This window comes from Clostridium rectalis, assembly GCF_900626095.1.
GTDB lineage: Bacteria > Bacillota > Clostridia > Clostridiales > Clostridiaceae > Clostridium_AS > Clostridium_AS rectalis.
Map to the genome: position 1 here is coordinate 150,710 of NZ_UYZZ01000004.1, position 15,392 is coordinate 166,101.

The 15,392-nt window shown below is 27.7% G+C and carries 12 protein-coding genes and 1 other RNA gene; 12 read left to right on the forward strand and 1 reads right to left on the reverse strand.

What is annotated here, in order from left to right; all coding sequences use genetic code 11:
* Positions 1-85: 85 nt before the first annotated feature.
* The 4 genes from rnr to ssrA all read left to right on the forward strand — a co-directional run bounded on the left by rnr (position 86) and on the right by ssrA (position 3,819).
* A complete protein-coding gene (rnr, locus tag EJL03_RS07965) occupies positions 86-2,281 on the forward strand; it encodes a ribonuclease R (RefSeq protein WP_125153440.1) in 2,196 nt (731 codons plus the stop codon).
* A gap of 105 nt (positions 2,282-2,386) precedes the next feature.
* Positions 2,387-2,671, forward strand: a complete 285-nt coding sequence (locus EJL03_RS07970) for a hypothetical protein (protein ID WP_125153441.1) — start codon at positions 2,387-2,389, stop codon at positions 2,669-2,671.
* A 171-nt stretch (positions 2,672-2,842) separates the two neighbouring features.
* Complete coding sequence (smpB, locus tag EJL03_RS07975) at positions 2,843-3,313, forward strand: SsrA-binding protein SmpB (protein WP_125153442.1); 471 nt, start codon at positions 2,843-2,845, stop codon at positions 3,311-3,313.
* Between the two features lie 153 nt (positions 3,314-3,466).
* Positions 3,467-3,819, forward strand: a transfer-messenger RNA (tmRNA) gene (gene ssrA, locus EJL03_RS07980).
* A 555-nt stretch (positions 3,820-4,374) separates the two neighbouring features.
* Here the strand turns inward: ssrA and EJL03_RS07985 are convergent.
* Positions 4,375-4,815: a hypothetical protein gene (locus tag EJL03_RS07985; protein WP_125153443.1), complete on the reverse strand. Its 441-nt coding sequence runs from the start codon at positions 4,813-4,815 to the stop codon at positions 4,375-4,377.
* 528 nt (positions 4,816-5,343) lie between these two features.
* On the opposite strand from EJL03_RS07985, the gene EJL03_RS16810 reads away from it, so the two are divergent.
* The 8 genes from EJL03_RS16810 to EJL03_RS08020 all read left to right on the forward strand — a co-directional run bounded on the left by EJL03_RS16810 (position 5,344) and on the right by EJL03_RS08020 (position 15,389).
* The gene (locus EJL03_RS16810; RefSeq protein ID WP_125153617.1) at positions 5,344-5,520 is read left to right on the forward strand and encodes a helix-turn-helix domain-containing protein; all 177 of its coding nucleotides are present in this window, start codon (positions 5,344-5,346) and stop codon (positions 5,518-5,520) included.
* Positions 5,521-5,880: 360 nt separating this feature from the next.
* A complete protein-coding gene (locus EJL03_RS16865) occupies positions 5,881-6,330 on the forward strand; it encodes a response regulator (protein WP_341472418.1) in 450 nt (149 codons plus the stop codon).
* 28 nt (positions 6,331-6,358) lie between these two features.
* Entirely contained in the window at positions 6,359-6,559 is a 201-nt protein-coding gene (locus EJL03_RS16870) for a winged helix-turn-helix domain-containing protein (protein ID WP_341472419.1), read from the forward strand.
* Complete coding sequence (locus tag EJL03_RS08000; RefSeq protein ID WP_125153444.1) at positions 6,556-6,840, forward strand: ATP-binding protein; 285 nt, start codon at positions 6,556-6,558, stop codon at positions 6,838-6,840. The genes EJL03_RS16870 and EJL03_RS08000 overlap by 4 nt, the downstream gene beginning before the upstream one ends.
* A gap of 316 nt (positions 6,841-7,156) precedes the next feature.
* Positions 7,157-9,001, forward strand: coding sequence for an FtsX-like permease family protein (locus tag EJL03_RS08005; RefSeq protein WP_243108676.1), 1,845 nt, complete (start codon positions 7,157-7,159; stop codon positions 8,999-9,001).
* Positions 9,002-9,380: 379 nt separating this feature from the next.
* The gene (locus tag EJL03_RS08010; protein WP_125153445.1) at positions 9,381-12,689 is read left to right on the forward strand and encodes a type I restriction endonuclease subunit R; all 3,309 of its coding nucleotides are present in this window, start codon (positions 9,381-9,383) and stop codon (positions 12,687-12,689) included.
* Between the two features lie 20 nt (positions 12,690-12,709).
* Positions 12,710-14,260 carry a class I SAM-dependent DNA methyltransferase gene (locus EJL03_RS08015; RefSeq protein WP_125153446.1) on the forward strand — a complete coding sequence of 517 codons (1,551 nt, stop codon included), beginning with the start codon at positions 12,710-12,712 and terminating at the stop codon, positions 14,258-14,260.
* Position 14,261: 1 nt separating this feature from the next.
* Complete coding sequence (locus EJL03_RS08020) at positions 14,262-15,389, forward strand: restriction endonuclease subunit S (protein ID WP_125153447.1); 1,128 nt, start codon at positions 14,262-14,264, stop codon at positions 15,387-15,389.
* Positions 15,390-15,392: the final 3 nt, after the last annotated feature.

Genomic DNA, 15,392 nt, shown 5'->3' on the forward strand with positions numbered 1-15,392 from the left:
TAGATAAATAATGAAACTGAATAATTTAATGTAATTTTAGCTAAACTAATAATATATAAAATTATAAATACATTGGAGGTGTAATATGAGTATACAAGAATCTCTTGTAAGTTTTATGAAAGAACAGGCTTATAAACCTATGAATGCTAAAGAACTTGCAAGAGTATTTGATATAAAGAAACATGAGTTTGAAGAATTTTTAAAAACATTAAGTTTTATGGAAAAGGACGGAATAATAGTAAAAACTAGAACGGAACACTATGGAGTACCAGAAAGAATGGGGCTAGTAATAGGAAAGCTTCAAGGACATCAAAAAGGATATGCTTTTTTGATACCAGATGAGGAAAGGCCTGATGTGTTTATACCTTCTTCAGCGTTAAATGGTGCCATGAATGGTGACAGAGTTATGGTAAAGATTTTAAGGGAAGAAAATGAAGGTAAAAAATGCGAAGGTGAAGTAATAAGGATAATTGAAAGATTTAATAATACTGTAATAGGGGTATTTGAAGACAACAAAAATTTTGGTTTTGTGGTACCTGACGATAAAAGAATTTATCATGATATTTATATTCCTAAATCATGTTTTAAGGGAGCTAAAGCGGGACAAATAGTAATAGCAGAGATAACAAAATGGCCTGATAAAAGGAGAAGTCCAGAGGGAAAGGTAATAGATATACTAGGTAAAAAAGGAGATAAGGGAATAGATATATTAACAATTATAAAGAAACATAAACTCCCTGAAAAGTTCCCACCAAAGGTTGAAAGTTATGCAGAAAAAATATCAGAGGAAATACCAAAGGAAGAGTACAGTAGAAGGGTTGACTTAAGAAATTTAAAAATAGTTACCATAGATGGGGAAGATGCTAAAGATTTAGATGATGCAATCTCTATAGAAAGGCTAACAAATGGTAACTATAGATTAGGAGTGCATATAGCAGATGTAACTCACTATGTTAAGGATAAAAATCCTTTAGATAAAGAAGCTTTTAAAAGAGGAACATCTGTATATCTTATAGATAGAGTAATACCAATGCTTCCTAAAAAACTTTCTAATGGTTTATGTAGTTTAAATCCAAAGGTGGATAGACTTACATTAAGTTGCATTATGGATATTGATAAGACTGGTAATGTTGTAAATCATGAAATATATGAAAGTATAATAAAGACTAGTGAAAGAATGACATATACAGATGTAACAAAAATTTTAAGAGATAAAGATGAAAAGCTTATAAAAAGATATCATAACCTTTTAGAAGAGTTTAGCCTTATGGAAGAACTTTGTAATATACTTTATAAAAAGAGAATTTCAAGGGGAGCTATAGATTTTGACTTTGAGGAATGTAAGATTATATTAGATGAACTTGGAAAACCAATAGATATTAAGCCTTATGAGAGGGCTGTAGCTAATAGAATGATAGAGGAATTTATGCTTGTGTGTAATGAAACTGTAGCAGAGCATATGTTTTGGTCAAACACACCATTTGTATACAGAATACATGAAGATCCAGATTTAGAAAAGCTTAATCATTTCAATGAGTTTGTTCATAACTTGGGATATGTGGTTAAGATTACAAAGGAGATCCACCCAAAATCTTTACAATCTATAGTTGAAGGGGTTAAGGGAAAGAAGGAAGAGACAGTTATTAATACATTACTCTTACGTTCATTAAAACAAGCTAGATACTCTCCAGAATGTATAGGACATTTTGGGCTTGCAGCAAGATATTATTGTCATTTTACATCTCCAATAAGAAGATATCCAGATCTTATGATTCATAGAATAATTAAAGAGTTTATAAACGGAAAAATTAATGATAAAAGATCCGTTAGATTAGAAAAGGAAGTAGAGGAGGCTTCAAACCAGTCTTCAGATATGGAAAGATTAGCAGAAGAGGCAGAAAGAGAAGTAGATGATTTAAAGAAAGCTGAGTATATGAGTGATAAAATTGGTGAAACATATGAGGGAATAATATCATCTGTAACTGCTTTTGGATTATTTGTAGAACTTCCTAATACAATAGAAGGTTTAGTGCATATAAGCACGCTAACGGATGATTATTATATTTATGATGAAAAACATTTATGTTTAGTAGGAGAAAGAAGCAAAAATATTCATAGATTAGGAGACGAAGTAAAGGTAATAGTAGATAAAGTAGACTTAGATGCTCATGAGATTTATTTTGAATTATTAAAGGAAGAAGAAAATTCAAATAATGATCATATTCATAGTGAAGGAAAAGGGGATCAATCTGAGGTAACAGAATTTATTGAGGAAAAATAATTAAAGGAAATTGGACTATACGGGAACATATGTTACAATATTCTTATTATTAAGTCAGATTGGTAAAATTATGTGTAACTAAAAAATAATAATGGAGGTATAATCATGTGGATAATATTGGGGGTTATTGCTATAGTAGCAACTTTTATAAATCTTTATATGTATAAAACAGGAAAAGACTATAAACTTGCTATGGCATTTGGATTGTCATTTACAGCATTGACACTTTGTGCAGAATACAGTGCTGTATCCAAGTTGGTAAACGGAGAGGATTGGTTGGCTTTATTAGATGTTATACCTACAATGGAAAAGGCATTATGGTTTCTCACAATTATATCTATTTTACTAAATATAGCCCCTATATTTTTAGAACTAAAAAATAAAGAATAATTACTTATGTGGCATCATTATTAAAAATTAAAGGAATTTGTTATATAACAAATTCCTTTAATACTTTTATTACATATGAAAATATTTAATATATAACTTAAAAGTTTTTTATTTTTAAAAAGTATGTTATAATAAGATATTACAATATACTAACTAAAAGTAGGTGTTTCTATGGGAAAGGATACAAGGAATAGAACTCTTGCAGAAAATAGAAAAGCTAGACATGATTATTTTGTAGAAGAAGCTTTTGAAGCCGGTATAGAATTAGTAGGAACAGAAGTAAAATCTATAAGAGCTGGAAAAGCTAATTTAAAAGATAGTTATGCGGATATAAGAAATGGAGAAGTTTTTGTATGCAATATGCATATAAGCCCTTATGAAAAGGGAAATATTTTTAACAGAGATCCTTTAAGGGAAAGAAAACTTTTACTTCATAAAGAACAAATACTAAAATTGGCTTCATTTACTGCACAAAAAGGTTATACTTTAATACCTTTATCTTTATATTTAAAAAATGGTAAAGTAAAAGTTAATCTAGGGGTAGCAAGAGGTAAGAAAAATTATGACAAGAGAAATGACATGCTTGAAAAAGCAGCTAAAAGAGATATAGATAGACAAATGAAGGAAAGAAATAGATATTAATTAGTAGATTTAAAACTTATCTAATAATTGCTATTGATAAATATCTAAAATTGATATATTATAATAGTTGTCATAGACAAAACAAAAAAATAAGTATTTTAAAGAAGTGTTAAAATATCCAGTGCATTAATCATTTTAAAACCCATATAACATGGGGGCGTAAATGGTTTCGACGGGGGTAAGTTGCCTCTGAGAAGCGAGCCGAGGGTTCCTGGACCCGCGTTAAAAAACTGGGAAAAGCGATAAACGCAAACGATAATTTAGCATTAGCTGCCTAATAGTTGCAGCTCGTCAGCCTAAGAGTCCCACGACTTAGGGCCTGGCGTCGACAGTGGGGTCCCGAGCCTAAGAAAGCTTTGACTTAGGAACGGAAATTATGAAGCTACCGAAATCAGAAGCCTGTCCTTAGGCGTCTGGTAGAGGGAATTTTAAATTAAGGACTGCGCTCGGAGATGCTCAGGGGTTGCTACTTTCGGACAGGGGTTCGACTCCCCTCGCCTCCACCATACATATTAACGGATAGAAGCTATTTCGCATCCATTTTGATATCCCATTTAATTACAATGTTTTATATCATATTAGTAAGTAAGATTACAAGTTCAATTCGGAAGAAATTCTTCTGTGTTTGATACCTGCAATCTTTTTGTTTAGATATTAAATCATCAGCCATGTATCCATATTTGATATCCATTTTCCACAATTGGTTAGAGCCTGTTATACATCTATTAGCATAGTACGCTTAATCTTAGTTTTTTAAACTATTTGATTCTCTAGAACATCAAGGGCCTTGCATAGTCTGTATACTTTTTTATGGTTTATAATCAGTCCGCATTCACGTCTTTCTATGTTTTCTTGCAACGAATGAAACGTTGCCTACTTCTTTAACCTCATTTAGTATTGATTCCTTTAATTCTTTTGTATAACTTCTACCTCTCATAAGTTACCTCCAATCGCTTTTTCTTATTATATCTAATTCAAAAGCAATTATCCAAGTATATTTAGGGGCTTAAGAGATATTTTTGTGTTTTCACATATATTAAAAGTTATAACTTATTTGTTAGTTAAGCTTTTTCCTCTTTTGATATAATGTACAAATTACCATTTTCATTTTTAACAGTGAATGTAATTGGTACATCATAAGATCCTCCTATAGTGTTATTTTGTGAATCATTTATTTCAACGGTATAAATCATTTTCACAAAAATTAAATTGTTTTTCTTATGTTGTAATTTTTCTTTTAGATTAAAATTTATTTTGAAAGGTTTATTGTATTTTGGATTATTTAGCCCATAGACAGTATATATATTTGTATGTTTAAATACATTTTCTGAAACATGTTTAGACAATTCATCATAATATCCTTTATCAGTTAAAAATGTTTCTTTTACTATATTATAAATATCAATTTTTTCATTGTTTTTACCATGATACATAAAAAGTGAAATTAAAGCAATTGATGCAATGAGTATGGCTATAATTATTTTTTTCTTTATAATGATCATCCCCCTTGTATAATTTGATTATAGATGTCTAAAAATCGGTTTTTTTACTGATTTTTAATAGATTTATAAGTTTATACTTAGTTATTAAATTAGTGTTATCTCTTTTTGTACTTCCTTATCATTTAACAGGTATATTTATAAAAGTTATTCCTTCTACATTAACTGGATTTACTGAATTATTTAAAATTAGTATACTAAATAGCACCAGTGTTAATATTAATGATATATACCTTATATGTTATAAATTTAAAAATTTAGTACATTATTTCATATAATCATTATATCAAAAATAAAGAAATATTTAAATTAGATATCTAATTTAAATAATAAAAACGAGAACATATGTTATTTATAATTATAGAAAAAAGTGTTAACCTTAATAATAGTAGGTTATATAATTGAGCTCCTGAGATAAAGTATAAAGAATATATAATAATTTTTAAAGGGGATGTATGTAGTGGCAAATATTGAAACAGTATTAGAAAATGATGATAAGATAATAACTACTCAAAAACATTAAAGTTTAATATTAAAAAACAAATCAAGCTAAAACACATTAAACTTAATATTTTAGCTTGCAAAACAAATATTAATATTGTTACATTAATAATATTAATATACTCACCATTTTCTAAGATTAGGTTATCAAATTTTATTAAAATTTGTAAAACGCTGAAAATAAAGATTTCAGACATAGTTCAATGACATCCATTTTGATATCCCATTTAATTACAATGTTTTATATCATATTAGTAAGTAAGATTACAAGCTCAATTCGGAAGAAATTCTTCTGTGTTTGATACCTGTAATCTTTTTTGTTTAGATATTAAATCATCAGCCATGTATACAAAAGAAAATAAATTTTTAAAAAAAGATTATCAAAAAATATAGTAATAAAGTCATCAGAAATGATGGCTTTATTGTATATGAGTTAAAAGTAAGTGTAAAAAATTAATGCATCTAATGCCACTATTTTTTAAGTATGCAAGATAAAAGTGTCTATTTATCATATTGAATAGATACCTAGTGGTATAATATGCATATATTATAGATAAAATATTTTAAATGGAGATTAGAAAAATATTTAAGATAATGGTATTAGAGGATAATGAATTAATAAGAAATGAGATTTATAATTTATTAAATAAATCTGGGTATGAGGCAATAAAAATAATGGATTTTAAGGAGGTAGCAAAGGAAGTAAAAGACCATAGTCCAGATTTAATATTACTAGATGTTAATTTGCCTAAGGATGATGGATTTAAGATATGTACAAAGATAAGGACATTTTCAAAGGTGCCAATAATAATAGTAACAAATAGAAATACAAATATTGACGAGTTAATGGGAATAAGGTTAGGAGCGGACGATTTTATAACAAAGCCTTATAATACTCAAATTCTTTTAGCTAGAATAGATTCTATTTTAAAAAGGGCATATCCTACTGAAAATAAAGCAGAGTGTTTACAGCATAATAAAATTATTTTAAATATGGTGAAAAGTATAATAGAATAATAAGTCTGTAGACCTTAATAAAAATGAATTGAAAATTTTATATTATCTATTAAAAAATAATAGGAAAATAGTATCAAGAGTAGATATTTTAGAATATTTATGGGACAATACACTTTTTGTAAACGATAATACACTTACTGTAATTATAACTAGAATAAGAGCTAAAATAGAGGAATTAGGAATAAAAGATTATATTAAAACAAAAAGAGGACAAGGGTATATGGTATGAGTGTAAGGGAGTATTTAAAAAATAAAACAGGTGGAATTTTAAGTAATGAAATAAGAAGGGTATTTGATAAAAGATTTACAGGAAATAAAGGGAGATTAAATAATAAATCCACAGGTATAGGGTTATATTTATTCAAGAATCTATGTGATAAATTAGGTATATTAATAAATATAGTATCAAAAAAGATGAATACACAAAGGTTAAGATTGTTATTCCAAAAGGCAGGTTTTGTAAATTTTAATGAAGAAAGTTATTATTACGATATTGTAACCTTATTTTAATATTAAATGAAATCTAAGTAAGAGAAAAGAATTTTTTAATCAGGTATTAGATGTAGTTGCATTATTAGGTGGTGACGTAAGAGATGTATATTAAGTTATGGCTAAATAATGCAAAAAAATCTATTAAAGATTACCTAATATATTTTATAACTATGTGTGAAAGTCTATTTTATGCCTTTACATCTTTATCAAGCTCAAACTGCAATCTAATCACAGAAGATTCTTATAATTTTCAGTTTTTAAAACTATATTAAAATATTCAACCTATGTAATTACAGCTTTTCTATCCTTATTAGTTGCATATGTTAGCAAGTATATGATTAGAAGAAGACAAAAGGAATTTGCCACATATATATTACTTGGTATGGAACAAATGTATATAGCAATTATGTTTTTTATAGAGATGGTTTTTATAGGAATCTTGGCTATAATATGTGGCATATTTATTGGAGTACTTTTTTCCCAAGTTGTCATAGCCATGGTTTATATAAGCGTTAACCAAAAGATTATATTTTCTTTTAATTTTTATTTGGATACGGTTATTCAGACATTTATTTTTTTTATAGGCATGTTTTTTATAGTTGGAATTTTTAATATGAAAGTTTTAAACAAATTAAAATTAATAGATATGATAAATAATAGTAAAATAAGTGAATTTAAGTTTAAAAGAAGTAAAAACCTTCATTTAATGGTATTTATTTTATCAATAATATCCTATGGTATTTTTGCTTATTCTACTAAATTTATATTGGATGTAAAAAAATCAACAAATTATAGTAATTATACAGCTAATAGTATAAGGATGATTATGGCAGAGGGAGTTTGCATAATATCCTTTGTAATAGCTACTTATGCATTATTTTATTCTATATCTTATATTCTTATAAGAATAAAGGAAAGAAGTATAAATTTTAAATATGAAGGAACTAATCTTTTTTTATTAGGTACAATATTATCTAAACTAAGGACAACGCCAATGCTTATGGCAACTGTATCCATAGCATTTTTAGGTTCAGCAATAAGTATTATACTTACATTATTAATGTCCCAGTGGTCTTTAGGATATTTAGATTATAGAATACCTTTTGATATAGAATTAAGAAGTGGTAGCTACTCTTATAGGGTAGATAAATTTAGTAATAAAATAGGGGATATGGCCAATTATAATTATTCGGAAATTATAAATCATTTGAAAGGTATAGGGGTAGAATTAAAGGAATATGAAGAAGTAGAAAAATATTTTGAAAAGGAGGAGGATTTTCAAAAAAAGAATGTAAAGTCTACTGCTCCATTTATTATAAGTTTAAGTGATTTTAATAAATTAAGAAGTATGAAAGGCTATAATAAAATTAGTTTAAAAGATAATGAGTACACAGTGCAATGGGATAAAATCACTGATAAGTCTGAGATAGAAAAATTTATAAAGGAAAACAAAAGCATAAATATATTAGGAAATAATTTAAAATTAAGTAAAAACCCATACTATAAAGAATCATTAGGGGAAGCTATTTATAATTATCCTGTAACAAATATTATTATACTTAAAGATATAATATGTAAAGAGCTTAAATTAGTAGAGGTAGATTTATTTATTACAACTAAAAATCATATGAATTATAAGGATGCTTTTGAATTTGAGACCAAATATATCCCTACATGGTTTGAAAAAAATAATAAAGATCTTTTAAAAAAATATAAAAGTGTGGGTAAGTTCATTGATGGAAGAATTAAATCAGCGGAAACCTCTGAAATATTAAATATTAGTTTAGCTATGAGAATATTAGGATTATTTCTAGGGGCGGTTTTACTTATGATAAGCTTGACAGTACTTGCACTGCAGCAGCTTATAGACTCTATAGAGCATAAAGATAGGTTTAATGTTTTAAAAAAACTTGGAATAGAAGAAAGTGAAATTAATAAAATAGTGTTAAAACAAATAGGTATATATTTTACAATTCCTATAGTAATAGGAACAATAGCTTTTGTAATTTTTATATATAATTATTATATAATTTATGAAGAGCTTATAAAAGTTTTTATAGGAGAAAGTATGTTTGTAGTAAATATGAGTATAGGTATATTTCTTATGATTATGCTTTATGTAAGTTATTTTCTTGCAACTTACTATACATTTAAAAGAAATATAAAAGTAGATAGATAAAAGAAAAATTATTTTAAGTAATATATATAAATTTTAAAAAGTCCTTCAGTGTTTTATGCACTTCAGGGCTTTTGTTTATTTATGGGCGTAGTATAAGTAAAAATTTAGGGGTTTAAATTTTAAATTAGTCTTTTTAGTATACATTCTATATTTTTATTTCAGGACTAACATCTGTAATACTTTTATCTTCTTTAGGTAGGAGATAATAGCTCACAGGATTTGGGGGGAAGTGATAAATTAATAAATAATTCTATAAATGGTTGTAATTACAATAATATAATTGAATTGGCTTTAAATAAGAGGTAATATTGTATTATAAGGGATTTATTGGAGGGAAAAGTGCTTGGGCACTAAGTAAAATGAAATAAGGGGGATTAATATGTCTAATTTTACTTTTTTAGAAAATAAATGGCCAGTATTAGCAAAACTAGGCGTACAAGCAGAAAATTATCTTCACATAGATGATAATGCTTCCATGTTAAAAATGCGTATGTTTGGTGAGAAAATAATAGATTATATTTTATCAGATTTAAATATAGAAGTATCAGAATTTTCAACTCAGGATGATAAAATTAAAATTTTAAGGACAAGAAAAATAAATCAGGCCATACCAAACTTATTTGATTTGGTAAGGCGCTATGGGAATAAAGCCAATCATGAAGGTTATGAAAATAAAAAGCATGCTTTAGACTGTTTAGTTTCTATGTACAAGGTAGCTGCATGGTTTTATATTAAGGTAACAAAAGATTTATCAATTAAACCATTAACATATAAAATACCTAAAAAAAATACTTTTAAATCACCTTTATATAATATTGAGCAGTATATAAAAGAAAAAGAAGAAATAAAACAGGAGCATTTTAAAGAATTAAATAAAGTTAGAGAAGAAGCAAAAACAGCAGTTATTACAAAAGAGGATAAAATCATAGAAAAAGAAGTTGAAGAAAGTTTAGATCTTGATGAAGCAAAAACTAGAAAGAAACTTATAGATATAAAGCTAAAAGAAGCAGGGTGGGATGTTTTTAATAGTCAGTTAGTAAGGGAAGAGTTTCCTTTAGAAAACCATAAAGAACAGGGGAAAAAAGGTCGTGTTGATTATGTATTATTTAATAAATTAGGAAAGATAGTTGCAGTGGTGGAAGCTAAGAAGTCTTCCGTTGATCCTATTATAGGTCGGCAGCAATGTGTAGAATATGCAAATACCATTGAAAGAGACTATAAAATAAGACCTATAGTGTTTTATACAAATGGTTACGAAATCTATATGTGGGATGATTTATATAGTGAGCCAAGACAAATATGGGGTTTTTATACTCTAGAAGATTTAGAGGAGTTATTTTTTAAGCATAAGTATATGAAAGATTTAAATAAGGTTAAGATAGATAGTAATATTGCAGGTAGACCATATCAAATACAAGGGATTAAAAGAGTATATGAGAAATATTCTAAAGGACATAGGAAAGCACTTTTAGTAATGGCTACAGGTACAGGAAAAACTAGAACTGTTATAGCATTAGCTAAAGGTATGATGGAAGCAAATTGGGCTAAAAGGGTGCTATTTTTAGCTGATAGGGATGAACTTGTTAGGCAAGCAAAAGAGGATAAGAATAGTTTTAAAACCTATATGCCAGAACAAATATCCTGTAGGTTTACAGGTAAAAATTCTAATAATAGAGAAGCAACATTATATTTTTCTACGTATCAAACTATGATAAACTATTATAGTGATTTTAGTGTGGGATTTTTTGATTTTATTATTTGTGATGAGTCACATAGAAGTATATATAAAACCTATAGGGATATATTAGAACATTTTGATTCACGTATCATAGGTCTTACAGCTACACCTGTTGATTTTATAGAAAGAAATACTTTTGATTTATTTGATTGTGAGCATGAGGATCCAACATTTAATTTTTCAATAGATGAGGCATGGAGTCATATTCCACCATATCTGATTGAACCAAGGGTAATTGATTCTACTACAAACTTTTTAAGAAAAGGAATAAAGTATAGTGAAATGACAGAAGAGCAAAGAAGACAGGTGGAAGATGAAGGCTATGATGGTGATGATATTGAGTTTAATAAGGATGCCTTAGAAAAAAAGGTATCTAATAGGGATACAAATAAATTCATATTAAAAACATTAATGAAAAATGGCATTAAAGTAGGAGACTATTTAGGCAAGACAATTATATTTGCAAAAACTAAAAAACATGCCAATCTAATAGATTCATTATTTAATGAAATGTATCCTGAGTATAAAGGTAAATTGACAGCTGTTATTTATTCAGGGATAAAAGATAAGGAAATACTTATAGAAAAATTTAAAGAAGAAGATTTTCCTAGAATAGCTATCTCTGTTGATCTTTTAGATACAGGTATTGATGTACCTGAAATAGTTAATTTAGTATTTGCAAAGCCTATTTATTCAAAGGTTAAGTTTTGGCAGATGATAGGTAGAGGAACAAGAAGATGTGATAATTTATTTGGACATGGGATAGATAAAACAGAGTTTGCTATATTTGATTTTTATAAAAACTTTGAGTATTTTGAAATGAATCCAAAGGGTTTTATTCCCAAACCACAAAAAACATCTATGCAGGTAAGGTTTGAACTTATGTGTAATCTTTTAAAAATATATAAGTCTATGGATAGAGAAGATATATGTAAAGATTTTGTAGAAAAACTAAAAGAAGATATAAATAAGTTACCAAAAGATAGTATAGAAATAAAGAAAAATAGAAGAAAAATTGACAATATAAAAAAAGAAGAATATTGGAAGTCTTTAAGTGATGATTTCATAAAAAAACTAAAATTAGAAATATCACCTTTAATACAGTGGATTGTAGCTAAAGATAGTTTAGATGCTATTTTATTTGATAACTCAATTTATAGAATACTTCAAAGTTTTTTGGTAGGGAGTAAAAAGGATTTAGTTAAAGAAATAAATTCTACTATGGCAAAGCTTGCGAGGTTGAAGCTAAATATAAATCAGTTTGACTCAAAAAGAGAAATTGTAAAATCTTTATTAAGGCCATGGGGTTGGGACAATCTTAGCTATGAAAAGCTAGAACAAATAAGAATAGATTTAAGAGACTTAATGCAATATATTGGAGCTAATGAAGGAACTTTTGTGGTAATGGATATAAAAGATACTGGAGGTGTGGTAAAAGAAATAAGTGCTGGATCAGTACTTTATGGAGCTAATATGGAGCCATATGAAAATAGGGTAAGAAAGGCCATAGAAGAAAAATTAAATAATAATATAGTAATCCATAAAATTAGAAAGGGAGAAAAGCTTTCTCAAACAGAACTTCATAGTATTTATAAAATATTAGGAGAAGATTTTGTTTATAGTGTAGAGGAACTTTCAAGTAAAACAGATATAGATAAAGAAGATATAGTAAGTATTATTAGAAAATTTGTAGGTGTTGATAAAAAAGAGCTAAATAAAAGATTTGAAGAATTTATTCAAAAACATCATCAAAGAATGAATGCAACTCAGATTAAAACTTTAGAAATAATTAAAAATCGCATTTCTAAAAATAAAGGAATATCCTTTGCAGAATTATTTGCAGAGCCATATATATCTTTTAATCCTAATGGTGTAGACGGGATATTTGGGAGAATGGCGGATGATGTTTTTGAATTAATAGCACCGTTTAGAGTAAGGGTTATATCTTAAATTTAGGAGGAGTCATAATAATGTTAAGTGCAGAAATTAAGAGTAAAATTGATAAACTATGGAATAGCTTTTGGTCAGGGGGAATATCTAACCCTTTGACTGTTGTAGAACAAATATCCTATTTATTATTTATAAAAAGATTAGATGATATAGATAATTTTAATAAAAGGAAGGCTAATAGACTGGAAAAACCATATAAATCAATTTTCATGAATTTAACAGAAAAACTAAAAGAAGAGGGAAAAATAGAAGAAGATTTTAATTATGAATTATTAAAATGGAGAGAATTTAAACATTTAGATGTATTTGAAATGTTTGATATAGTATCACAAAAAGTTTTTTTGGCTATAAAATCCATGGGTGGGGAAGATTCAAGTTTTACATCTGAAATGAAAGATGCTGTGTTTATGGTACCAAAGCCATCATTACTTCAAGAATCTGTTAGACTCATAGATGGGATAAATATGGATGATGCAGATACTAAGGGAGATTTATACGAATATCTATTATCAAAACTCTCTACATCAGGGGTAAATGGTCAGTTTAGAACTCCAAGACACATAATAAGAATGATGGTTGAACTCATGGATCCTACGAGTGAGGACAAAATATGTGATCCTGCTTGTGGGACTGCTGGATTCTTAATTAATTCATTAGAGTATATTTTGGAAAAATACACAAATCCAGAGAGTGTATTTATAGATGAAGATGGGGTTTTACAAAATAGAATTGGAGATATGCTGACAAAGGATGAATGGGAAAATTTTAAAAGTGAAATGTTTTATGGATTTGATTTTGATCCATCCATGGTAAGAATAGCTTCTATGAACCTTATGCTTCATAGTATTGATAATCCAAATATAAGGCAAATGGATACATTATCAAAAATATATGAGGAAGAAAATAAATATACAATAGTACTTGCAAATCCACCCTTTAAAGGAAGTGTAGATAAAGAAGATATAAATGCTAAATTGGTAAAGGGAGCTAAAACCACTAAGACAGAATTATTATTTATGAAACTTATAAATAGAATTTTAGATTTAGGTGGAAGATGTGCAGTAATAGTTCCAGATGGAGTTTTATTCGGATCTACAAAAGCACATAAAGAAATAAGAAAAACTTTAGTAGAAGAAAATGCCCTAGAAGGGGTAATATCTATGCCATCAGGGGTGTTTAAACCCTATGCAGGGGTGTCTACAGCAGTTCTTTTATTTACAAAAGGTGGAGAGACAAATAAAGTATGGTTCTATGATATGGAAAGCGATGGATTCTCTTTAGATGATAAGAGAAATAAGCTTGATAAAGATGGAGATATTCCAGATATAATAGAAAAATGGAGAGAGATAAAGAAAGATAAGGGAGTAGAGCCAACTAAAGAAGATAAGTGGTTTTGGGTTGAAAAAGAAGAGATCGTAGAAAATGGCTATGATTTATCTATAAATAAGTATAAAGAGATAGAATATGAAGAAGTAGTGTATGACGCTCCAAGTGTTATTTTGGACAGAATTGAATCTTTAGAAAAATCAATTTTAGAAGAAATAGCTATCATAAGGGAAATGGTGAAGTAAAATGGTAGGTAATAATTTAGCAAATGAATTTAAAATCAAAAAATTGGGTGATTTAGTCAATATAAAGACAGGAAAGTTAGATGCAAATGCATCCACTGAAAATGGTAAATATCCTTTTTTTACATGTTCTATAACTACTTTAAGAATTGACAAGTATTCATATGATTGTGAGTGTGTTTTAGTAGCTGGTAATGGTGATTTAAATATTAAATATTATAAAGGGAAATTTGATGCTTATCAAAGAACGTATATAGTTGAAAGTAAAGATAAACTTTATTTAGATACAAAGTACTTATACTATTATATGAATAATTATATTGATATCCTCAGAAATCAGTCTATAGGTGGAGTTATAAAATATATAAAACTTGGGAATTTGACTGAAGCTAAAATACCAGTACCAAAACTGGTAATTCAAAAGAAAATAGTAGAGGTTTTAGAAAAGGCTAAAAATGCTTTAGAAAAGAAAAAGGAAGCTATTAATTTATTAGATGAATTAGTTAAATCGAGATTTATCGAGATGTTTGGAGACCCAGTTATTAATTCAAAAGGATGGGATAAGGAAAAGTTAAATGAGTTAGGAGAATTAGCAAGAGGAAAATCAAAACATAGACCTAGAAATGCTCCAGAGTTATTAAATGGCCCATATCCTTTAATTCAAACTGGGGATATTGCAAATGCTGGAATATATTTAAAGGAGTATACACAGACTTATTCAGAATTAGGCCTTAAACAGAGTAAAATGTGGAAGAAAGGCATATTATGCATTACTATTGCTGCTAATATTGCAAAGACGAGTATATTAACGTTCGATGCTTGTTTTCCAGATAGTGTAGTTGCTTTCATTCCAAGTGAAAAAACTAATAATATGTTTATTCAATTTTGGATGTCTTTCTTGCAAAAAATATTAGAAGATTCAGCACCAGAATCAGCACAGAAAAATATAAATCTTAAAATATTGAGCGAACAAAATGTCATTGTTCCACCAATAGAACTTCAAAATGAGTTTGCAGACTTTGTTAACGAGGTCGACAAATTGAAATTTGAAATGGAGAGTAGTTTAAAAGAATTAGAGGATAATTTTAATTCATTGATGCAAAAAGCTTTTAAGGGAGAATTGTTTAAGTAGTAG

Bases quoted from the DNA above. Each gene is read 5' to 3' on its own strand.
- EJL03_RS08010 (WP_125153445.1), top strand. From the start codon at position 9,381: ATGTCTAATTTTACTTTTTTAGAAAATAAATGGCCAGTATTAGCAAAA.
- EJL03_RS07985 (WP_125153443.1), bottom strand. From the start codon at position 4,815: ATGATCATTATAAAGAAAAAAATAATTATAGCCATACTCATTGCATCA.
- EJL03_RS08000 (WP_125153444.1), top strand. From the start codon at position 6,556: ATGAGTGTAAGGGAGTATTTAAAAAATAAAACAGGTGGAATTTTAAGT.
- EJL03_RS08005 (WP_243108676.1), top strand. From the start codon at position 7,157: ATGATTAGAAGAAGACAAAAGGAATTTGCCACATATATATTACTTGGT.
- rnr (WP_125153440.1), top strand. From the start codon at position 86: ATGAGTATACAAGAATCTCTTGTAAGTTTTATGAAAGAACAGGCTTAT.
- EJL03_RS07970 (WP_125153441.1), top strand. From the start codon at position 2,387: ATGTGGATAATATTGGGGGTTATTGCTATAGTAGCAACTTTTATAAAT.
- EJL03_RS08020 (WP_125153447.1), top strand. From the start codon at position 14,262: ATGGTAGGTAATAATTTAGCAAATGAATTTAAAATCAAAAAATTGGGT.
- EJL03_RS08015 (WP_125153446.1), top strand. From the start codon at position 12,710: ATGTTAAGTGCAGAAATTAAGAGTAAAATTGATAAACTATGGAATAGC.
- EJL03_RS16865 (WP_341472418.1), top strand. From the start codon at position 5,881: ATGGAGATTAGAAAAATATTTAAGATAATGGTATTAGAGGATAATGAA.
- smpB (WP_125153442.1), top strand. From the start codon at position 2,843: ATGGGAAAGGATACAAGGAATAGAACTCTTGCAGAAAATAGAAAAGCT.